A 20,461-nucleotide genomic window follows, 5' to 3' on the forward strand; every position below is an offset into this window, starting at 1 on the left:
AGTTCTTTTTTATTTTTTCCTTGTTAAAAGCACTACATTTAAGAACAAAACCAATAAAGTAAGAGAGACAAAAATGCTTTGATTTACGTTTTCTAGTTTATTCTTTTCTATCACTTTTTCGGCGATGTCTGATAGTTTTTGACTTTGGTTTAAAAAGGTTCTCACCTCTATTTTTTGGTCTTCTTCTTTGTTCTGAACACTGTGTTGTGAGAAGTAAACCAGTTTATTTTTAATATTGTAAGCAGCCACCCAAAATTCATTAGAATTGCTCATCACAAAATAGTCTATTTGATAGTGATTGGTTCTTACTTTGCCTAAATGTTTGGTGAGAAATTTATTTTGGTCTTTGTCAATGACTTTTATGGCATAAATATCAAGCGGTTGGTTCACTCTATTGATGACCTGAATCGACATGGATTTTTCTAAAAAATTGCTAAAACTCTTTTGAAAAAACCAATATCCGAAAAATGCTAAACCTAAAATCACAATAAAAAATCTGATATTTTTAGCCCATTTCGCTCTAGCTCCTATTTTAAATAAACTTAAAATAAGAGCTAGAATTAAGAGAAAAAGTAAAACAAAATTGAGACTATTCATTCTAACAAAGATATTGTTTTTGGTTGACTTTTGAAAAAATCAGAAATTCTACAATTCCACATTCCATTCTTTATAAAATTCATCTAGAAATTGCAACATGAAATCGTGTCTTTCTGACGCGATTTTTTTTGCCGTTTCGGTGTTCATTAAATCTTTGAGCAACAATAATTTTTCGTAAAAATGGTTGATGGTGGTTCCGTTTGATTTTTTGTATTCTTCTTTGTTCATGCCTAGATTCGGCTTGATTTCTGGATGATACATCAAATTATTCTTGAATCCACCAAAATTGAAAGTTCTTGCAATCCCAATTGCACCAATCGCATCCAAACGGTCTGCATCTTGTACAATTTGTAATTCTAAAGGAGGATTTTCTGGAGCTTCTGCTCTATTTTTGAAGGAAATATTTTTGATAACAAACAACACTTGCTCTATTAATTCACCCTCTACATGAATTTCTTCAAGAAAATCTTTAGAAATTTTGAGCGCCAAAGTTTCATCACCGTTGTGAAACTTAGGGTCTGCAATATCGTGCAATAGCGCAGAAAGTTCTATTACTTCTAGATTTCCGCCTTCTTTTTCGGCTATTTTTTTAGAGATTTTCCAGACGCGTTCTATGTGAAACCAATCGTGTCCTGCTTCTGCACCTTCTAGTTTTTCTTTAACAAAATTTATGGTAAGGGTAATGTGATTTTTCATGTTCCAAAACTACGAAAACCAATCGAAAACAATGCTCCAAAGTTTACTGTGTTTTGCTCTAAAAAAATTAATGTGCCCTATTTCTTCTCCATTGCTTTCGTGAGGATGCACGGTTCTGTAAATAGGTTTCATATTGACATAGGTTTCGTTCATGAGCAGTTTCATTCCCGTTTCTGTAATCCAATCATCATCTTGCATGTTGAGATATAAGACTTCTTGATGTAAATTTTTAGAGAAATTCTCCGTTTTTTCGAGTAATCGATTTACGGATTTTCGATTCATGATGAGAGTTCGCCAATCATCTGAAACACCTTTGGGTAAAGATTCGCCTAAATTCACAAAATACGTCTTGAAATATCCTTTTACCCGAGTAAGTAATGGTTGATACAAGCCAAAACCCAATAATCCCAACATTTTAATTCTTGGAGAAAGATGTCCAAAATAAGTATTTTGAGTGGCCACGAAACAGAATTTTTCAAAAATTTCTGAACCTTTATTCATTCCGAGGATTAAAGCGCCCACAGAATGACCGATTAGAAATTTTCGGTGATTTGGATAATGCTCCTCTATAAAATCTGTAACGGCTTTATAATCTGTATTTCCCCAAGTTATCATGCTCGCTTTAAAACCTCTGAGCTGGTCTGGTTTAGAAAGCGCCACTCCTCTGTAATCATAGGTTATCACCACAAATCCCAATTCTGCAAAATGTTGTGCAAAAGCATAATACGTTTGTTGCTTCACGCCAGTTGCAGAATTCACCAACAGTAGTTTCCCATTCGCATTTTCTGGCTCAAAGAGAGTTGCGATAATAGGATATTGGTCTTGAGTATGGATGGTAATGGTATTATTCATAAGAGAAAATCTATTGAAATTCTGTTTCCAAAAATATCTAAAAAAAGAAGAGAATTCCAAAAATTTGAAATTCTCTGCATATTATTCTATGGTTTACTGCTACAATCCGAAATCTTTTAATTTGGGCAATCCTGTTTGAGAACCTCTTTTTTGTGCCACTTTTAACGAAACATCATTCCCGAATTTCACACAATCATCTATCTCATTTCCATGACATAATGCGATGGAAAAACCAGAAGTGAAAGCGTCTCCCATTCCCATTTTATTGGGCATGTCTTCTGGGTCGTTTCTGTGGTATTTCATCTCTGAACCATTGTGATAAATGGTAGAATTAGCATCATCTCTTACAAAAAGTTTATTGGGATATTTTCTCAGAATTTTTTCTCTAGATTCTTCTCCAAAAATAATGGAAAGTTCATTGCTTTTTGCCACGATAAAAGAAGCATACTCTAGAATCTCTTCTGAAATTCTGGCAGCTGGAGAAGCATAAATTCCCAGTTTCTTGTTGTATTTTTTGGCAAATTCATACGTTTTTTCTACCACATTCATCGGAATTTCTAACTGAGTTAGTACTAAATCTGCTGTAGAAAAAAATCTTTCTGCGCTCTCTAAATGCTTTGGTTCTAGGCAATAATTGGCTGAAGGAACTACTACGATGGCGTTTTTACCGTGCGCTGCAGTTACATAAGCCGTTCCTGTAGCGTGGTCTAAATCTTCGTGTACAAAACCTACATTTACATTTTCATCTACTAAATTTCTAAGAATTTGTTGACCATAAGGATCCATTCCTACGCAACCAATAAAAAACGTACTTGCGCCTAATCTCGCTGTTCCTACTGCTTGATTGGCGCCTTTTCCTCCAAAAAAAGTTTCAGATTTTTGGGCGATTACCGTTTCATTAGGTTCTGGGTGAAATGATGTATTGAGGACTAAATCAATAGAAGAACTTCCTACTACTATAATTTTGGGCTGTTCTGCACTTACTTTCATTGAAGTTTAATTTTTAGAAATTTTGAAATAGGTTTAAAATTTCAGTGTTAGGTCTACAACAAAATTAGTCTTTTTTTGTTTCGATAAGAATAATTATTCAGATTTTATTTCAATAAACTCCGTTATAATTTTAACCGGTTGATTTTCTGCACCAAAACCAATATAGCTTGCATAAAAACCTTCTCCATATCCTGTTTCGAAAGCAAAAATATTTCCTGGTTTTTCTTCGTCTGGTTTTAGGAAAGCAAATTGGTCAATCGCTCCATTTTCATCAAAGAAATGCCCATGGAAAAACTCTTCATAAATGCCCATAAAATCTGCTCCTTTTCTATGGAACAGTCTATTTTCTAGATGATTAAGAGCATCCTGAGTTTCTGCATCCATAAAACAACCCATCCCCGATTCTACAGGATACCCGAAAACTTCTTCTCCTTGTAAATCTTCAATATGTTGACCTTCTGTAGTTGCCATTTTAAAAGAATCTACGTGTTCATTACTGAACACTATTTCTACATAAGCAATACAATTACTATCTCTTTCTTTGTGTACAAAAACAGGAAAATCACCTACAGGAAAATGAATCACAAATTCCTTCATGTCATGGGTAATCAATGGGTCACAAGCGACTAACTTTCCGCTAGGAAGATGAATTTTTCCTGCCTCAAAAGTTTCTAGCATTGGATTTTCTACAAAATTTTTAGAAAAAAGTTTTGATATGTTTTCTAGGTGTGACATGATAATGATGGATGTTTGATGAAAGGAAGTTGGGTGTGGTCTCATGCAAAATGCAAAAGAGCACCTCACATCAGACTTCCAATCCCTACAATGTTTTTAATTTTTCTTCTAAAATTGCAATTTTATCTTGCGCATCTTTTTGTTTTTTGCGCTCATTTTCTACTACTTGAGCAGGAGCACCAGCAACAAATTTTTCGTTAGATAGTTTCTTTTCTACCGAAATTAAGAATCCTTTTAAGTATTTTAGTTCTTCTTCTGTTTTTGCTTTTTCTTCGCCTAAATCAAGGTTTTCACTCAATGGAATAGAAACTTCTGTAGCTCCTACTAAGAACGTGAAACTTGGTTTATCTGTTTTATTTCCGAAATTAATTTCAGAGATGTTGGCTAATTTTTTTACCACCGCTTCATTTTCAAAAGCAACAGCATTGGTAAATAATTCTACGGCTTCTCTAGGCGAAATCCCTTTGCTTTGACGGTAGTTTCTAACGCCAGAAATCAATTCTTTAGCCGTTTCAAAGGCTTTTATATTTTCTTCGCTGAAAGGTTCTGCTTTTTTCTGTTGAGCAATCACCAAAGCTTCTTCTGCGCTTCTTTCCGAAATTGCCTGGTACAATTCTTCCGTTAAGAAAGGCATGAAAGGATGCAACAATCTCATTAATTCCTCAAAATAAACGATGGTTTTATCATAAACTTCTTGAGAAATTCCTTCTCCATAATTGGGTTTAATGGCTTCTAAGTACCACGCACAGAAATCGTCCCAAATCAGTTTATAAATCAAATGCAACGCATCAGAAATTCTGAATTTTGAGAATTGGTCATTGATTTCGGCAATGGTTTTATTCATTTGATTTCCGAACCATTCTATGGTTTGCAAATCTGCTTCATTGGCTGGTTTGTCTTCTTTTTTCCAACCTTGAATGAGTCTGAAAGCGTTCCAGATTTTAGTCGCGAAGTTTCTTCCTTGCAACATTAAGTCTTCATCAAAAAGCAAATCGTTTCCAGCAGCAGAACTCAATAAAATCCCAACTCTAACTCCATCTGCACCATATTTTTCTATCAATTCAATTGGGTCTGGCGAATTACCAAGAGATTTAGACATTTTTCTGCGTTGCTTATCCCTTACAATTCCTGTAAAATATACATTTTTGAAAGGAACTTCGCCTTTAAATTCTAATCCTGCCATAATCATTCTGGCTACCCAGAAGAAAATAATATCTGGACCTGTTACCAAATCAGAAGTCGGATAATAATACTTGATGTCTTCATTGTTTTCGTCTAACATTCCATCAAAAACGGACATCGGCCATAACCAAGAAGAGAACCATGTATCGAGTGCGTCTTCGTCTTGTTTTAAGTTGTCAGTTGTTAGTTGTTGGTTGTTGGTTTTTTCTTTGGCTAAAACCAAAGCTTCTTCTATATTTTCGGCAACTACATAATCCTCACTTCCTTCTCCGTAATAATACGCTGGGATTTGTTGGCCCCACCACAATTGACGAGAAATATTCCAATCGCGGATGTTCTCCATCCAATGTCTGTATGTATTTTTGAATTTTTCTGGGTGGAATTTCACCTCATCATTCATTACTACATCCAAAGCTGGCTTCGCAATTTCAGACATTTTCAGGAACCATTGTTGAGAGATTTTTGGTTCAATTACAGCTCCAGTTCTCTCAGAAGTTCCTACTTTATTTACATAATCTTCGGCTTTTACCAAAAGATTATTTTCTTCTAATTCTTTAGCAATCAGTTTTCTAACCTCAAATCTATCTTTTCCGTTGTAATGCAATCCGTGTTCATTGAGTTTACCATCGTCATCTAAAGAATCAATCATTGGCAAATTATGCTTTTGACCAATTTCGTAGTCATTGATATCATGTGCAGGAGTGATTTTCAACGCTCCAGTTCCGAATTCCATGTCTACATATTCATCTTCAATAATTGGAATGACTCTATTTACAATCGGAACGATTACGTTTTTACCTTTCAGATGAGCATATTTTTCATCATTTGGATTTACGCAAACTGCAACGTCTCCAAAAATAGTTTCAGGACGAGTCGTTGCCACAGAAATAAACTCTTCAGAACCTTCAATTTTATATTTAAGGTACCAAAGTTTCCCGTTAAGTTCTTTGTAAATTACCTCTTCATCAGAAATATTGGTTTTGGCTTCTGGATCCCAGTTCACCATTCTATAGCCTCTGTAAATCAAACCTTTATTGTATAAATCAACGAAAGATTTGATGACTTGAGCAGATAGTTTCGGTTCCATTGTGAAACGCGTTCTGTCCCAATCACAAGAACAACCTAATTTCTTTAACTGTTCAAGAATTGTTCCGCCATATTTATGCGTCCAATCCCAAGCGTGAACCAAAAATTCATCTCGGGTAATATCAGATTTATTAATCCCTTCAGATTTCAGTTTTGCCACCACTTTAGCTTCAGTAGCAATAGAAGCGTGGTCGGTTCCCGGAACCCAAAGTGCATTAAACCCTTGCATTCTGGCTCTTCTGACCAAAACATCTTGAATGGTATTGTTTAACATGTGTCCCATGTGAAGAATACCCGTCACGTTTGGTGGCGGAATTACAATCGTATAAGGAGGTCTGTTATCTGGAGTAGAATGAAAATAATTATTTTCTAACCAGTAATTGTACCATTTCTGTTCTGTTTCCTGAGGATTATATTTTTCTGAAATTTGCATAAAATTTTAAATAAAAATGAGTTTGGCTTGTAATTTGCAAAAATACGATAAAATGTGAATTTTTAAATGGTTAAAAGTCTTCTTTTTGAGAATTTTGGAATAAGAATGAGACAATGTAAAATAAAAAAAAAGAATTTGAATTTAATTACAGAATTTATTTATAATTTTGAACTTTAATTTACAACAAAAAACTTTCTAAATATGAAAAAATTTATTGGCGGTTTGTTGCTTATCGGAGGTTTTGTTTTCTCTTCTGCACAAACTATTTCTTTTGAAAAAACAACTATTGATTACGGTACTGTTCCTGTGAATGCAGATGGAAACAGAGTTTTTACTTTTAAAAATACTGGTAACAAGCCTTTGATCCTTTCTAACGTACAGCCTGGATGTGGTTGCACCGCTTCTGAATGGCCAAAAGAGCCAGTGATGCCTGGAAAATCTGCACAGATTAAAGTTCATTATAGCACTGCAAATGCTGCACCTTTCAAAAAATCTATCGATGTATTTTCTAACGATCCAGTAAACGGAAGAGTGGTTCTATACATCCAAGGAACGGTAGATGCTAATGCTAAAACTGAAGAAAAAACTTTAGCTCCAAAAAAATAATTCTTTTTAAAATTATTATACAAAAACCGACTGTAACCAGTCGGTTTTTTTTATTATCTTTAGTTGAACAAAATTTTTCAAAAAATGGACACCAATTTCACCGATAACTTTCTTGTGAAAGAAAATCAAAAATTTAATCTCAAAGATTTTAACACCGATTATAAAGGCGACCTCACCAAAGAAGAAGGTCAAAAAATGCTCGATGCAGAGAAGAAAAAACTCTACGAACTTCAAGAAAAGCTTTACGCAGATGGCAGTCAATCACTTTTGGTAGTGATACAAGCGATGGATGCTGCTGGAAAAGACAGTTTGATAGAACATGTTTTCGGTGGAGTAAATCCGCAAGGTTGCGAAGTGACCAGTTTTAAAACGCCAACTTCTAAAGAATACAGTCATGATTTCATCTGGAGGCATTATTTGGCTTTACCAGAAAAAGGGAAAATAGGAATTTTCAACCGAAGTCATTACGAAAGTGTTTTGGTGTGTAAAGTGCATCCTGAATATAATCTAAGCGAAAAAGTTTGGAAATCTACTGACGAAATAGATGAAAAATTCTGGAAAAATAGATACGAAAGTATCAAAGATTTTGAAAAACATATCTCAAGAAATGGAACGAAAATCGTGAAAATTTTCCTTCACGTATCCAAAGAAGAGCAGAAAAAACGTTTCCTAGACCGAATTGCTGAACAAGAAAAAAACTGGAAATTTTCTATTGGCGACTTAAAAGAACGTGCTGTTTTCGACCAATACATGAAGGCTTACGAAGAAGCCATTTCCGAAACCAGTAAAGATCACGCACCTTGGTTTATGATTCCTGCTGACCAAAAATGGTTTGCCAGACTTACGGCGCTACAAATTATCATTAATGCATTAGAAGAAATGAATTTGAAATTTCCTGAACTTTCTGCCGAAGATAAAGCTGGACTTGCGGAAGCAAAAAGACAATTGGAAAGTGAATAATAGGTAGAGGTTAAGGAAAAGGTTAAGAAAGTAGATTTTTATGAATTTTTGGAAGGCATTACTTTACACTTTCATTCTAATAATTTTAATGAATCTTATAGGTTTTATGATAAGTAGCATTAGTTATTTTCTAAAAATTCCTTATATTATTTCATTTATAACACAAAGCATACTAACTGTTTTTTGTTATTATTTTTTCTTAACAAAATTTTTGAAGAACAAAACCATTATTCGATTTAAAAATGTTTTTATTCCATTTAGTGAGAGCTTAATTTTACCAATAATTTTATCAGCTATTGGTTTGAAAATTTTGCAAGAACCATTCTTCGAAATATATAAAAGAGTTACAACTCCAAATGATTTCCCTCTAAATATTGTAAATATGAATTCAGAATTAAATTTTGAATTCATAATTAGAGCAGTTCCTGCATTAATTATTGCACCATTTTTTGAAGAATTAATTTTTAGAAAAATTTTTATTGATAATCTCTCAAAATTATATTCAGTGAAAAATGCTATTATTTTTTCATCAATTTGTTTTTCATTATATTATCTTCCAAATTTCTCTAATTTAATACCAACTTTTCTTTTAGGTTTAGTAGCAGGATACTTATATATAAAATCAAAAAAAATAATAATTCCAATGATTTTTCATTTTTTGTGTAATTTAATTGTTGGGTTATTAAAGCTCTATGGAAAAACTCTTTTGGATAATATTGACAAATTAAATTTAAATATATATTATTGGATGTTTATTTTTTTTGGGGGTATTTTACTAATAACAGGTTTATACACTATAAACTCAAAACATAAAAATTCGAAATTAAGGGCTTGAAACTAAAAAAGAAACCACGAGAAAAACGATAAGCCGGATTCTGTTTCCCGATGAAACGGGACGCTTGTTATTTATCTACGGTTTACATTACTGCAAACCTTGAGCTGGTTACCCCTCGATTTTCGGAGCGAGCTACTCCTATTTTTAGATTGCTCTAAAAAGCATCGATATACTTACCATTGCATCGCATAGAGTTTACCTGGTTTCACTACAGCCGAACTGTACTTGCTTTCTGTTGCACTTGTCCTCGTCTCACGACGGAAGGTTGTTAACCTTTATGCTGCTCTGTGATGTCCGGACTTTCCTACCCCAATTTCTTGGAATCAACAAGCTGTTTTTCTCGTGGAGTGCAAAGATACGGAAATTTTGAATGTTAGATGTTAGATGTTAGATGCTAGATGTTAGATGTTAGATGATGGATGATGGAATATTGTGGAATGTATTTTTATTATTCTGAACCCTTTCTGCGTTTTACAGATTCCTCAAAAAACGCAGAAAGGGTTGGTTGTATTTTTCACTGAAAGTTATTTTAAAAAAATTGGTTTCTAAAAATCCCTAAACTTGCGCCCCGAGTTGAGCGGAGCTCTTTTTGTTTTTTGTCATTCTGAGCGAAGTGGAAGAATCTAAAAAACAAAAAAGCGGGAGCGGAACGAGAAACCTAACGAAGTGGTTCGATGACTTTAGGAGTCAAATTTGGCGCCCAATAAAAAAAATATGTTTTGGCATTCATTAATGAGCGCATTTTCTTATCTTCGTTCTTTAATTTCTAAAAAATTGGATTCTAAACAAAAAGAATTTTCTAAGTTGGTAAAGGAAAATCAGGGGCTTATTATAAAAGTCTCCAGATTATATACCAATTCTCTGGAAGATGAACAGGATCTTTTTCAAGAAATTGTGTTACAACTTTGGCGCAGTTACGACTCATTCAAAGGACAGTCCAAAATTTCTACTTGGATGTACAGAGTAGCGCTCAATACGGCCATTACGCTTTTCCGAAAGAAAACGAAATCTCCTCAGACTGATGAGTTGATGGATTTTCACCACAGAGATTATGTAGAAGATGATGACGAAAAGCAACAACAAATCACCCTGCTTTATAAGGTGATTAAAATGCTCCCAAAAGTAGAACGTGCGATTGTGATGATGTATTTAGACGATTTGCCTTACCGTGATATTGCAGAAAACCTAGGGATTACAGAGGTAAATGCCCGTGTAAAAATGAACAGACTCAAAAAAACACTTAAAGAATTGATGACTCAACATGCTTAATGAAGATTTCAATATAGACCAATTTAAAAAATCTTGGCAGGAACAACCCGTTTCTGATGTGTATAACACGTCTGAAATAGAAGGAATGCTCAACAAAAAATCTACCAACTATGTGAAATATATTTTCTGGATAAGTTTGGCAGAATTTTTATTTTTCGCCATCGTTGGGATTTGTACGATTTTTTCTACTCAAAGAAGCAAAAGTTTTACTAATATTTTAGAAAAACTAGGCGTACAAATGAATGATGATGTGGAAATGAATTTTGAGCATCTTTATTTTGCCTTGAAAGTCTTTAGTTTACTGATTACCGCGATTTTTGTTTTTCTTTTTTACAGAAATTACCTAAAAATTAAGGTAGAATGCAATTTGAAAAATTTTATTCTCCAAATTATCAAGTTCAAAAGAACCGTTAACCTGTTTATCTTTACTAATATTGGTTTATTGATTGTTTTTTCGGGGATTATTACTTATTTCATTATGAATGTGTTGCAAGCTCAAAACATTCATTTAAATCAAGCCACTTTAATAGGATTTATCACTGGAATTGTAATAAGTATTGGTTTAGGTGTTCTCATGATTTGGTTGTATTACAGAATTGTTTACGGAATTATTATGAGCAGACTGAGCAGAAATCTAGAGCAATTGCAAAAAATAGAACAGGAACAATAAACAACAAAAAACCTTCAGAATTCTGAAGGTTTTTTTTATTATAATTCTTTTCTCAATCTCGCGACTGGAATATTGAGTTGTTCTCTGTATTTTGCGATGGTTCTTCTGGCAATATTGTATCCTTTTTCCTTCAAAACATCTACCAAAGCGTCGTCTGTAAGAGGTTTTCTCTTGTCTTCTTGACTGATGACTTCTTGTAAGTGGTTTTTAATTTCCTTGGTCGAAACTTCTTCACCATCATCATTCGTCAATGAATCTGAGAATAAATTTTTGAGCAAAATAATTCCACTTGGTGTGTCTGCATATTTGCTTTTCACCACTCTAGAAATGGTAGAAATATCAAATCCTGTGATATCTGCTACGTCTTTCAGAATCATCGGTTTGATGTTTTTTTCATCTCCAGTTAAGAAATATTCTTTCTGTAATTTCACAATTGCAGAAATGGTTTGCATCAGCGTATTTTGTCTCTGGTTAATGGCATCTATGTACCATTTTGCAGCATCTAACTTTTGTTTGATGAAAAGTGCGGCTTGTTTATGTTCAGCAGAGTTTTTATCATGAGAATAGGTGCTTAAAATTTCTTTGTATTCCTCAGAAACTCTAAGTGTAGGTGCATTTCTACTGTTGAGAAGCGGTATAACTTGTCCATCTTTTATTTGAATCACAAAATCTGGAATAATTTCTTGATTGATGGTGATGGTTTGTGTATCAAAATTACCGCCAACTTTTGGAGACAATTTAGAAATCACTTCCAGTGCTTCTTTTAAATCTTCTTCTTCTATATCATATTTGTTAATGATTTTGCCGTAATGCTTATTGATTAAAGCATCAAACTGATGTCTTAAAATATTTCCTGCAAGAATTACCGCTTTATCACGGCTCACTTTTTTCTCTATCTGTAGCAACAAGCATTCTTGTAAATCTCTCGCTCCTACTCCAGCTGGATCAAGTTTTTGAACATAATTTTCTAGAATTTCCTTTACTTTTTCTTGAGTGGTATAAATCCCTTGCGAAAAAGCCAAATCATCTACAATAGCTTTAATCTCACGTCTCAAATATCCGTCATTATCTAGATTTCCGATGATGTATTCTGCAATTTTCAGGTCTTCATCGTCTATACTAGACAAGTGAATTTGCTCCATCAAATAATCATACAAAGATTGTCCTTCTGTTAATAAACTTTCGTTATCAAAATCTTCGTCATCTGCAGAAAAATTGCTAGAAGCGGTTTTATAAGAAGGCTCATCATCATACAAATATTCATCTACATCAAAATCAGTATCTATGCTTTCGCTTCCTTCACTTTCGTAATCCGAGTCTAAACTGCTAAAATCGTCCTCATCACCACTATCTTCTTTAACGACTTCCAAGGCAGGATTTTCTTCTAACTCACGCTCTAACTCTTCCTGAAATTCAAGCGTGTGAAGCTGTATCAACTTCATCAACTGAATTTGCTGAGGAGCTAATTTTTGTCCTAATTTTATTTGTAGGTTTTGTTTGAGCATTGTTTATTATTTAGAAATTCAAAATTATCAATTTGAATTTTTGGAGTGTTATATTTTTAAAAATTATTTTTATAAAATTTATTTATCGGTTTTTCTTTTGATGGTATGTTTAAATTTCAATACCGCAAAATTGAGTTCTACTGTGGTTTCTGTATCTGTAGTTTTCAATTCTTCTCCCAATATATCAGAAATAATTTCACCACTTTTCTGCATCAAAGATTTTTGTTCACTTTCATCTTTCACTTCTGCCAATTCTGAAACAGTACGAGATAATTCTCTAATTTTTGTAAAAGTTTCAATAATAGCGATGGTCGTTTGTGTTGCTTTTTGACTTTTCAAAATTGTAGCCAACATATATAAACCCTTTTCTGTAAAAGCTTTTGGCAAAACTCTAGATTTTGACGACCATTTTGTGGTCGAAAATTTCGACCGCAAATCTTCAATCTCTGTTTTGTCAATCTCTAAAATATATCAATGCGGAAATTTTTCAGGATTGTTTTTTACCGCTTCATTTATTCTTTTAGTTTCTACTCCATACAATTCTGCTACATCACTATCGATAATTACTTTTTCATTTCTCAAGGTAATTATCTTTTCCTCGATGTTGTTAAATTTTATAAGCATTTGGTTATTAGTTTTATGAAATTTTAAGGCTGTAGACTAAAAAACATCTAGACACAACCTTAATCCCCCTTAAAACTCAGCGTTTTTCGGAGTTCTAGGGAAAGGAATTACGTCTCTAATATTGGTCATTCCCGTTACAAAAAGGATTAATCTTTCTAGACCTAAACCGAAACCAGCATGTGGAACAGAACCAAATTTCCTAGTATCTAGATACCACCAAAGTTCGTGTTCATCTACGTGCATTTCTTGCATTTTAGTTTTCAAAACATCTAATCTTTCCTCTCTTTGTGAACCACCAATGATTTCTCCAATTCCTGGGAAAAGAACGTCCATTGCCGCTACGGTTTTTCCATCTTCGTTTAATCTCATGTAGAATGCTTTGATTTCTTTAGGATAATCAAATAAAACTACTGGAGACTCAAAGTGTTTTTCTACCAAATAACGCTCGTGTTCTGATTGTAAATCTGCGCCCCATTCTTCAATTGGGAATTGGAATTTTCCTTTTTTATTTTCTTTAGAATTCAATAGAATTTCGATGGCTTCAGAATAAGAAACTCTCATGAAACGCTTTTTAATTACGTTTTCTAATTTTTCTATCAAACCTTCTTTTGCTCTATCTTTTTCTGGTTTTTGTTTTTGTTCTTCAGCAAATCTCTGGTCTAAGAATTTCAAATCATCTTTGCAATTTTCTAGAACATAACCGATTACATATTTCAAGAAATTTTCAGCCAAATCTATATTATCTTCCAAGTTATTGAAAGCCACTTCTGGTTCTACCATCCAGAATTCTGCCAAGTGTCTTGTCGTATTAGAATTCTCAGCACGGAAAGTCGGCCCAAAAGTATACACTCTACCCAATCCCATCGCTGCGGTTTCCGCTTCTAACTGACCAGAAACCGTCAAATTGGTTTTTTTGCCAAAGAAATCTTGTGCAAAATCGATGTCTCCGTTTTCATCTCTTGGAATTTGGTTTAAATCAAAATTCGTCACTCCAAACATTTCACCAGCGCCTTCTGCATCAGCACCTGTGATGATTGGCGTGTTCATATAGAAGAAATGATTTTGGTTAAAGAACTGGTGAATTGCAAAACTCACCGCACTTCTCACTCTGAAAACCGCTCCGAAAAGATTGGTTCTGAATCTAAGATGCGCCTGCTCACGAAGAACTTCCAAAGAGTGCTTTTTTGGTTGAAGAACAGTTTTTTCCATTTCTTCAGAGAAATTATCACCAAGAATTGTAATTTTCTTCGCAATGATTTCTATATCTTGACCTTTCCCTTCACTCTCTACTACCTCACCAGTAATTTTAAGCGAAGAAGCAGTTTTAATATTTTTGATGATTTCTTCGTCAAAATTTTCGAAATCTACTACAATCTGTATGTTGTTTATCGTAGAACCGTCATTCAACGCGATGAAACGGTTAGAACGGAATGCTCTTACCCAACCTTGAATGGTAATATCGTGATGTAAAAGTTTTTTATAATCTCCTAAAATTTCTTTAATGGTCTTCTTACTCATGACTTCATAATTATTCAGCAAAAATAAGAAATTTTGGCGTAATTTTTGATGTAACGCGGAGATTTTTACGGTTTTAAAAATTAGTTTTCGAAAAGAATAATTTTATTGCTCGTCATTCTTGGATGGCGTTAAGAAAACATCCATCAAACCTTCTGGCAATTGCATTTTGATAAATTTTTCTTCACGGTTTACTTCTAGAATCCAACCTTTAATAATCGGAATGATGATTTCTTTGTCTGCTAATTTTAGAATAAAGTAATGCTGTGCAGTTTGGTCGTTTATTTCTACAATGTTTCCGCAAGATTTTCCATCTTCTTCTCTGATTTCATACCCAATGACTTCGTGATAATAAAATTGATTTCCTGAAAGTTTAGGCAAGGTAGAAAGTGGTAAAAAAACATTCTTTCCAATAGATTGTTCTACCAATTGTTCAGAAGAATTCTTGAAAGTAATGATTTTAGAGTTATCATTTCCCCATTGTTGCTTTTCCACAAAAAAAGGCACGAGAAGTCCGTTCACTTCCACAAAAATCCCTTCCAGTTTATGGTATAATTCTGGTTGGTCTGTATCTAGTTTTATGATTACATTTCCCTTTAGACCGTGTTTTCTGGTAATTTTTCCTAAAAAATAGCAATCTTCTTTTTTCATGGGTTGATATTTTTAAATTTTAAAAACCAAAAGAATTTTATTTGGTTTTATGATGCAAATATACTTTGTTTTAAAAGAATAAAGACGCAATAAATTGCGTCTTTAGTACATTTTATTTCTAAAATTGTTATGCTTCTGCTTCAGTTCCTTCAGCTTCAGCAGCTGGAGTTTCTTCAGTAGTTTCTTCAGCTACAGGTTCTGCGTTTGCAGCTTCTTCAGCAGCTTTAGCATCAGCTTCTGCTTGAGCAGCAGCAGCAATTCTAGCTTCGTTTACTTTAGCTTCAGCTTCTAGAGCAGCTTTTTTAGCAGCTTCTTTAGACTGAGTTAAACCGTCTTTTTTAGCATTTACAGCAGCTTCTTTAGCTTCTAACCAAGCGTTGAATCTTTTTTCAGCTTCAGCTTCGTCGAAAGCACCTTTTGCTACACCACCTTGTAAGTGTTTTTTGTATAAAGCACCTTTGTAAGAAAGGATAGCTCTAGCAGTATCAGTTGGTTGAGCACCATTGTTTAACCATTTAACAGCTGAATCTACATCTAGTTCAATTGTTGCAGGGTTAGTAATTGGATTGTAAATTCCTAATTTCTCGATGAATCTACCATCTCTTCTTGCTCTAGCATCTGCTACTACGATGTGGAAAAAAGGTTTTCCTTTTTTACCGTGTCTTTGTAATCTAATTTTTACTGACATATTGTTGTGAATTTATGGGAACTCGTCCCTGTTAATATTTTTAAGTGTGCAAAGATAGTAAAATATTTTGTTTTAAAAAAAAATTTGCCCAGCGTTTGTTATTGGAAGGTGGAACTTAAATTTTCCCTAAATAAAAAAATCCAAGACAACGTTGATTTTCTTCTAAATTCAGAAACTCTCCGAGATGATTTATTACTGTGTGAGAACTCCAATAACAACCTATTTGATTTGCCGTACAGGTTAAATACATATTCTGAACCGCCATCGAAGTGGCTGCAATTTCTTCCCATTCTGGAAGCAGACCACTGAAATTTACAGAAATGGTAACAACTGTATCTGTTTTGGCAATTTTTTCAGCAAAATCAAGATATTTTTTCTCTAAAAACAAGTGTTCTGGCGTCGTTTCTTTATAAATTTTCTGAATTTCTTTTGCCAGTTGCTGCTTTTCTTCTCCTCTAAAAATACGGAATCTCCAAGGTTTTGTTTTCTTATGATTGGGCGCAAACTGTGCAGAACTTAAGATTTCATCTAAGATTTCCTGAGAAATTTCTTCGCCAGTATAATCTTTGGGATACGTACTTTTTCTGCTTTCTATGATTTGTTTTAAAATTTCTGAATTGTTCATTTTTTTTTAAAGCTATTAAGTTTTGGCTAAAGCCAAATGGAATGATTGATTATTACTAAGCGGACTAAAGTCCGCTCTTATTGATATTTGACAAAATTAATTAAATAATTTTTTCAATTTTTTGGTGAATTCTATTGAGAACAAATTCTTCGCCTTCGGTTTTACCGAGCATGATTTTCGCCATCGGACTTTCTTCGGAAATCGCATAAAACCGATCGCCTTCATAAAAAAACTCGCCCAGAGAAACCGAAAGATAAAATCTGGCTTTATTGGTAATGACCAGCGAACCGAGTTTTACTCTATCCGAAGAATGATGAAGCACCTGATTCATCTTCTTTTGCATGGTTTTGAGCGCAAACATTTGTTTATCTAAGTGATAAATTTCTTCTTGCATTTCTTCTCTTATCGAATCATATTTAGACGTTTTCTTTACTTCTCTCGTTGCTTCCAAAGTAAAGTTGAGATAAAACTCCAGCGTTTTTATCTTCCCAAAAATCGTGTCTTTCACAAAATTCCTCAGTGCAGTTTTATCATAATCTTTGACCAACATCTTCATTAAAATATTCAGCGAAGATAAAATTCTCTTTTGAAATACCGAAAAATAAAAAAACGGGAAATTTCCCGTTTTTAATATTTCTAAAATTTTTACATTAAGGTTTTTCTGAAAGTTTTTTCAAATTTTGGAGCCCTTCTTCATACGATTTACCCATCCAGTAATCCATCATTGGCTTCATAAGATTAGAAGGATATTCCTTTTCTGCATCTAGCGTCCAAACCACTTTTGTAGCATTTCCTTCTTGTGTCAATACAATATCAGAAGTGGCTTCACCTTGACCTTCAAAAGCCATCTTAGTGCTTTGTTTCTGATTTGGAATAAGTGCTGTGATTTCTTGGCAACCATTTCCTACATCTTTTTTATCACTTTTCCAGCAATGTTGATCACCAATCTGACCAGAAACTCCAGAATAGGTAGATTGCAACTGCGGGTCTAATTTCATCCAAGGATTCCATTCATTAAATGCTTTCATAGAATTGAGATGTGAATACACTTTTTCTGCCGGAGCATTAATGACAATCGATTTTTCATAATGGTATTTTTCACCAATGACAAACATGGCAATTACCAAAACGGCTAGAACTACCAAAAGGATTTTTAAAAACTTTTTCAAAGTGTTATAATGTTTATTTTGTGATTCCTTAAAGATAAATATTTTTAATTTAACTAAATTTACAGTCCAAAATTTTAACAGACAATGACAAATCCACTTTTACAATCCTTCAATACTAAATATAATTCAGCTCCATTTGCAGAAATAAAAGAAGAACATTACTTACCTGCATTCAAAGAACTGATAGACCAATCTTTGCAAGAAATACAAGAAATCACTCAAAATCCTGAAACGCCTACTTTCGAAAACACCATCGAAGCATTGGCTTATTCAGGCGAACAATTAGATGTGGTTTCTAATATTTTCTTTAATCTAAATTCTGCCGAAACCAATGACGAAATTCAACAAATCGCACAAGAAGTTTCGCCTTTATTGACTGAATTTGCTTCTAAAATTTCGCAAAATGAACAACTTTTTTCAAGAATTAAAAAAGTTTACGACGAAAAAGACCATTATTCGCTTAACGAAGAGCAAAAAATGCTTCTAGAAGAAACCTACAAAGGTTTTGTAAGAAACGGTGCATTGCTGAATGACGAGAAAAAAGAACAACTCAAAAATATTAATATTGAGCTTTCTAAAAAATCTTTGCAATTCGGACAAAACGTTTTGGCAGCGACCAATCAATATTATAAACACTTGACCAACAAAGATGATTTGGCTGGAATTCCAGAGGCTATTCTTGCGCAGTATGAAGAAGAAGCAAAAGAAAGAAATCTAGAAGGTTATGTGATTACGCTACAATTCCCGAGTTTATTACCCGTTCTTACTTATGCGGAAAATCGTGAGTTGAGAAAGGAATTGGCAATTGCAAACGGAAAAAAATCTTTTGACGGCGGTGAATTTGACAACCAAAATCTCATCAAAGAATTGGTACAACTTCGTCAAGAAAAAGCGCAATTGTTAGGCTACAAATCTTTTGCAGATTATGTTTTAGAAGAAAGAATGGCAAAATCTCCGCAGAAAGTGTTAGAATTTTTGAACGAATTATTGACTAAAGCAAAACCTTTTGCTCAAAAAGATGTGGAAGAGCTTTCCGTTTTAGCAAAAGCTAATGGAATTACAGAAATGCAAAGTTATGACCACGCTTATTATGCCGAAAAACTCAGAAAACAAAAATTTGATTTCAATGATGAAGAATTGAAACCTTATTTCCAGTTAGACAAAGTACAAGAAGCAGTTTTCGGGTTAGCTGGAAAACTTTTCGGGTTAGAATTTGTAGAAACTGCTGATATTCAAAAATATCACGCTGATGTAAAAACGTACGAAATCTATGAAGGTGAAAATTTTAAAGCGTTGCTTTATGCCGATTATCATCCAAGAAAGGGAAAAAGAGCGGGAGCATGGATGACGAGTTTTAAAAATCAATACATCAAAAATGGTGAAAACCACAGACCGCATATTTCTGTAGTTTGTAATTTTACCAAACCTACCTCAGAAACACCAAGTTTATTGACCTTCAATGAAGTAACCACACTTTTTCATGAATTTGGGCATGCTTTACATGGTGTTTTGGCAAACACTCAGTATCCAAATCTTTCTGGAACTTCTGTAAAATGGGATTTCGTAGAATTGCCTTCTCAATTTTTAGAAAATTACTGTTACGAACCAGAATTCTTAAAAACATTTGCAAAACATTATCAAACGGGTGAAGTTTTACCAGATGAAAAAATTCAGAAAATAGAAGATTCTAAAAACTTTATGGAAGGCTATCAAACCTTGAGACAACTCAGTTTCGGAATTTTGGACATGTCTTATCACGCCGAAAACGTAAAAGTAGAAGATGTAAAAACCTTTGAAACCGAAACCATCAAAGCGACTCAAGTTTATCCTACTCTATCAGAAACAGCTGTTAGCACAAGTTTTTCACATATTTTCCAAGGAGGATATTCGGCTGGATATTATTCTTACAAATGGGCAGAAGTTTTAGATGCAGATGCTTTTCAATATTTCAAAGAAAATGGAATTTTCAATCCTGAAATTGCAGCAAAATACAAAGTTTTACTTTCTAGTGGCGGAACAAAAGACCCAATGGAATTGTATAAAAATTTCAGAGGAAGTGAGCCGAAAGTAGAAAGTTTGTTGAAGAGAGCTTTTGGTTAATGGAAAATGGAAAGTTGAAAATTGAAAATGACAACCAATCTAAAATCTAAAATTTGAAAAATCTTTGCCCTTGTTGTTCAGGAAAATTATACGAAGAATGTTGCGAACCGTTTCATTCTAAAAAGGAATTTCCAAAAACTGCGGAAGAACTGATGCGTTCTCGTTATGCTGCATTTGCCATTCCGAATGGTGAATATTTATGGCAAACCACATTGCCCAGCAAAAGAAAATTCCATGACAAAAGTGAATTGGAAGCTTGGGGAAAAGAAAACACTTGGACAAAACTGGAAATCATCAATTCCAGCGAAAAAGAAGTAGAATTTAAAGCCTATTTCACAGATAAATTCGGGAAAGAAAACATTCATCATGAGTTATCCACTTTTAAAAAGGTAGATAAAAAATGGTATTATGTTTCGGGAAAATTTTTAGATTAAAGTAAACCTTTTTTCTTCTTTTGTCTTAAAACATAGAGATAAAGGCTTTCTACTTTTTTCCTTGCCCAATCTGTTTTTCGTAAGAATTTAAGCGAAGAATTGATGCTTGGATTTTCGTTGAAACAACGGATGTTTATTTGTTTTCCTAGTTCTTCGAAACCATGATAATAGTCTACCAATTCTTCCAGAATGGCATCTAATCTTTTCCCATGTAAAGGATCTTTAGAATTCTGTTCCAT

Annotated in this window: 22 protein-coding genes, 1 other RNA gene and 1 pseudogene; 7 read left to right on the forward strand and 17 right to left on the reverse strand. The window is 33.7% G+C overall.

Going from position 1 to position 20,461, the window contains the following annotated elements; translation table 11 throughout:
• Positions 1–9: 9 nt before the first annotated feature.
• The 6 genes from EB819_RS08690 to EB819_RS08715 form a co-directional block, all read right to left on the reverse strand.
• Positions 10–597: a hypothetical protein gene (locus EB819_RS08690; protein ID WP_069798887.1), complete on the reverse strand. Its 588-nt coding sequence runs from the start codon at positions 595–597 to the stop codon at positions 10–12.
• A 48-nt stretch (positions 598–645) separates the two neighbouring features.
• Entirely contained in the window at positions 646–1,293 is a 648-nt protein-coding gene (locus EB819_RS08695) for an HD domain-containing protein (RefSeq protein WP_069798885.1), read from the reverse strand.
• 9 nt (positions 1,294–1,302) lie between these two features.
• Positions 1,303–2,145, reverse strand: a complete 843-nt coding sequence (locus EB819_RS08700) for an alpha/beta hydrolase family protein (protein ID WP_069798883.1) — start codon at positions 2,143–2,145, stop codon at positions 1,303–1,305.
• Positions 2,146–2,244: 99 nt separating this feature from the next.
• Complete coding sequence (locus EB819_RS08705) at positions 2,245–3,135, reverse strand: ribokinase (protein WP_069798881.1); 891 nt, start codon at positions 3,133–3,135, stop codon at positions 2,245–2,247.
• Between the two features lie 93 nt (positions 3,136–3,228).
• The gene (locus EB819_RS08710) at positions 3,229–3,870 is read right to left on the reverse strand and encodes a DUF4241 domain-containing protein (RefSeq protein ID WP_069798909.1); all 642 of its coding nucleotides are present in this window, start codon (positions 3,868–3,870) and stop codon (positions 3,229–3,231) included.
• Positions 3,871–3,955: 85 nt separating this feature from the next.
• Positions 3,956–6,571 carry a valine--tRNA ligase gene (locus tag EB819_RS08715; protein ID WP_069798879.1) on the reverse strand — a complete coding sequence of 872 codons (2,616 nt, stop codon included), beginning with the start codon at positions 6,569–6,571 and terminating at the stop codon, positions 3,956–3,958.
• Between the two features lie 201 nt (positions 6,572–6,772).
• On the opposite strand from EB819_RS08715, the gene EB819_RS08720 reads away from it, so the two are divergent.
• The 3 genes from EB819_RS08720 (at position 6,773) to EB819_RS08730 (ending at position 8,972) form a co-directional block, all read left to right on the forward strand.
• The gene (locus tag EB819_RS08720; protein ID WP_069798877.1) at positions 6,773–7,177 is read left to right on the forward strand and encodes a DUF1573 domain-containing protein; all 405 of its coding nucleotides are present in this window, start codon (positions 6,773–6,775) and stop codon (positions 7,175–7,177) included.
• An 84-nt stretch (positions 7,178–7,261) separates the two neighbouring features.
• Positions 7,262–8,137 (forward strand): polyphosphate kinase 2 family protein, encoded by an 876-nt coding sequence (locus EB819_RS08725; RefSeq protein WP_069798875.1) that lies wholly within the window; start codon positions 7,262–7,264, stop codon positions 8,135–8,137.
• Positions 8,138–8,348: 211 nt separating this feature from the next.
• Complete coding sequence (locus EB819_RS08730; RefSeq protein WP_158005955.1) at positions 8,349–8,972, forward strand: CPBP family intramembrane glutamic endopeptidase; 624 nt, start codon at positions 8,349–8,351, stop codon at positions 8,970–8,972.
• A 13-nt stretch (positions 8,973–8,985) separates the two neighbouring features.
• Here the strand turns inward: EB819_RS08730 and rnpB are convergent.
• Positions 8,986–9,315, reverse strand: an RNA gene (gene rnpB / locus EB819_RS08735) — RNase P RNA component class A.
• Between the two features lie 389 nt (positions 9,316–9,704).
• Between rnpB and EB819_RS08740 the strand changes: the two genes are divergently transcribed.
• Entirely contained in the window at positions 9,705–10,241 is a 537-nt protein-coding gene (locus EB819_RS08740; RefSeq protein WP_069798872.1) for an RNA polymerase sigma factor, read from the forward strand.
• On the forward strand, positions 10,234–10,911 hold the full coding sequence (locus EB819_RS08745) for a DUF8845 family protein (protein ID WP_069798870.1): 678 nt from the start codon (positions 10,234–10,236) through the stop codon (positions 10,909–10,911). The genes EB819_RS08740 and EB819_RS08745 overlap by 8 nt, the downstream gene beginning before the upstream one ends.
• Positions 10,912–10,949: 38 nt before the next feature.
• On the opposite strand, the gene rpoN is transcribed toward EB819_RS08745, so the two are convergent.
• The 9 genes and pseudogenes from rpoN to EB819_RS08785 form a co-directional block, all read right to left on the reverse strand.
• The gene (rpoN, locus tag EB819_RS08750; protein WP_069798868.1) at positions 10,950–12,416 is read right to left on the reverse strand and encodes an RNA polymerase factor sigma-54; all 1,467 of its coding nucleotides are present in this window, start codon (positions 12,414–12,416) and stop codon (positions 10,950–10,952) included.
• A gap of 78 nt (positions 12,417–12,494) precedes the next feature.
• A complete protein-coding gene (locus EB819_RS12890; protein WP_245993261.1) occupies positions 12,495–12,770 on the reverse strand; it encodes a hypothetical protein in 276 nt (91 codons plus the stop codon).
• Between the two features lie 45 nt (positions 12,771–12,815).
• Positions 12,816–13,040, reverse strand: a pseudogene (locus tag EB819_RS12895) (ORF6N domain-containing protein); the annotation flags it as partial.
• A gap of 69 nt (positions 13,041–13,109) precedes the next feature.
• On the reverse strand, positions 13,110–14,558 hold the full coding sequence (gene asnS / locus EB819_RS08760; protein ID WP_069798866.1) for an asparagine--tRNA ligase: 1,449 nt from the start codon (positions 14,556–14,558) through the stop codon (positions 13,110–13,112).
• 102 nt (positions 14,559–14,660) lie between these two features.
• On the reverse strand, positions 14,661–15,206 hold the full coding sequence (gene rimM / locus EB819_RS08765; RefSeq protein WP_069798864.1) for a ribosome maturation factor RimM: 546 nt from the start codon (positions 15,204–15,206) through the stop codon (positions 14,661–14,663).
• A 127-nt stretch (positions 15,207–15,333) separates the two neighbouring features.
• The gene (locus tag EB819_RS08770; RefSeq protein ID WP_069798862.1) at positions 15,334–15,894 is read right to left on the reverse strand and encodes a 30S ribosomal protein S16; all 561 of its coding nucleotides are present in this window, start codon (positions 15,892–15,894) and stop codon (positions 15,334–15,336) included.
• A gap of 115 nt (positions 15,895–16,009) precedes the next feature.
• Positions 16,010–16,519, reverse strand: a complete 510-nt coding sequence (locus EB819_RS08775) for a nitroreductase family protein (RefSeq protein WP_069798860.1) — start codon at positions 16,517–16,519, stop codon at positions 16,010–16,012.
• A gap of 100 nt (positions 16,520–16,619) precedes the next feature.
• Positions 16,620–17,069, reverse strand: coding sequence for a GreA/GreB family elongation factor (locus tag EB819_RS08780; RefSeq protein ID WP_245993127.1), 450 nt, complete (start codon positions 17,067–17,069; stop codon positions 16,620–16,622).
• A 100-nt stretch (positions 17,070–17,169) separates the two neighbouring features.
• Positions 17,170–17,688, reverse strand: a complete 519-nt coding sequence (locus EB819_RS08785) for an SRPBCC family protein (protein ID WP_069798856.1) — start codon at positions 17,686–17,688, stop codon at positions 17,170–17,172.
• 84 nt (positions 17,689–17,772) lie between these two features.
• Between EB819_RS08785 and EB819_RS08790 the strand changes: the two genes are divergently transcribed.
• Positions 17,773–19,788 carry a M3 family metallopeptidase gene (locus tag EB819_RS08790; RefSeq protein ID WP_069798854.1) on the forward strand — a complete coding sequence of 672 codons (2,016 nt, stop codon included), beginning with the start codon at positions 17,773–17,775 and terminating at the stop codon, positions 19,786–19,788.
• Positions 19,789–19,841: 53 nt separating this feature from the next.
• Positions 19,842–20,222: a YchJ family protein gene (locus EB819_RS08795; protein ID WP_069798852.1), complete on the forward strand. Its 381-nt coding sequence runs from the start codon at positions 19,842–19,844 to the stop codon at positions 20,220–20,222.
• Here the strand turns inward: EB819_RS08795 and EB819_RS08800 are convergent.
• Entirely contained in the window at positions 20,219–20,461 is a 243-nt protein-coding gene (locus EB819_RS08800) for a VF530 family protein (RefSeq protein ID WP_069798850.1), read from the reverse strand. The genes EB819_RS08795 and EB819_RS08800 overlap by 4 nt on opposite strands.

This window comes from Cloacibacterium normanense (genome assembly GCF_003860565.1).
Classification (GTDB): Bacteria; Bacteroidota; Bacteroidia; order Flavobacteriales; family Weeksellaceae; genus Cloacibacterium; species Cloacibacterium normanense.

Bases quoted from the DNA above. Each gene is read 5' to 3' on its own strand.
- EB819_RS08690 (WP_069798887.1), bottom strand. From the start codon at position 597: ATGAATAGTCTCAATTTTGTTTTACTTTTTCTCTTAATTCTAGCTCTT.
- EB819_RS08695 (WP_069798885.1), bottom strand. From the start codon at position 1,293: ATGAAAAATCACATTACCCTTACCATAAATTTTGTTAAAGAAAAACTA.
- EB819_RS08700 (WP_069798883.1), bottom strand. From the start codon at position 2,145: ATGAATAATACCATTACCATCCATACTCAAGACCAATATCCTATTATC.
- EB819_RS08705 (WP_069798881.1), bottom strand. From the start codon at position 3,135: ATGAAAGTAAGTGCAGAACAGCCCAAAATTATAGTAGTAGGAAGTTCT.
- EB819_RS08710 (WP_069798909.1), bottom strand. From the start codon at position 3,870: ATGTCACACCTAGAAAACATATCAAAACTTTTTTCTAAAAATTTTGTA.
- EB819_RS08715 (WP_069798879.1), bottom strand. From the start codon at position 6,571: ATGCAAATTTCAGAAAAATATAATCCTCAGGAAACAGAACAGAAATGG.
- EB819_RS08720 (WP_069798877.1), top strand. From the start codon at position 6,773: ATGAAAAAATTTATTGGCGGTTTGTTGCTTATCGGAGGTTTTGTTTTC.
- EB819_RS08725 (WP_069798875.1), top strand. From the start codon at position 7,262: ATGGACACCAATTTCACCGATAACTTTCTTGTGAAAGAAAATCAAAAA.
- EB819_RS08740 (WP_069798872.1), top strand. From the start codon at position 9,705: ATGAGCGCATTTTCTTATCTTCGTTCTTTAATTTCTAAAAAATTGGAT.
- EB819_RS08745 (WP_069798870.1), top strand. From the start codon at position 10,234: ATGCTTAATGAAGATTTCAATATAGACCAATTTAAAAAATCTTGGCAG.
- rpoN (WP_069798868.1), bottom strand. From the start codon at position 12,416: ATGCTCAAACAAAACCTACAAATAAAATTAGGACAAAAATTAGCTCCT.
- EB819_RS12890 (WP_245993261.1), bottom strand. From the start codon at position 12,770: ATGTTGGCTACAATTTTGAAAAGTCAAAAAGCAACACAAACGACCATC.
- asnS (WP_069798866.1), bottom strand. From the start codon at position 14,558: ATGAGTAAGAAGACCATTAAAGAAATTTTAGGAGATTATAAAAAACTT.
- rimM (WP_069798864.1), bottom strand. From the start codon at position 15,206: ATGAAAAAAGAAGATTGCTATTTTTTAGGAAAAATTACCAGAAAACAC.
- EB819_RS08770 (WP_069798862.1), bottom strand. From the start codon at position 15,894: ATGTCAGTAAAAATTAGATTACAAAGACACGGTAAAAAAGGAAAACCT.
- EB819_RS08775 (WP_069798860.1), bottom strand. From the start codon at position 16,519: ATGAACAATTCAGAAATTTTAAAACAAATCATAGAAAGCAGAAAAAGT.
- EB819_RS08780 (WP_245993127.1), bottom strand. From the start codon at position 17,069: ATGTTGGTCAAAGATTATGATAAAACTGCACTGAGGAATTTTGTGAAA.
- EB819_RS08790 (WP_069798854.1), top strand. From the start codon at position 17,773: ATGACAAATCCACTTTTACAATCCTTCAATACTAAATATAATTCAGCT.
- EB819_RS08800 (WP_069798850.1), bottom strand. From the start codon at position 20,461: ATGGAACAGAATTCTAAAGATCCTTTACATGGGAAAAGATTAGATGCC.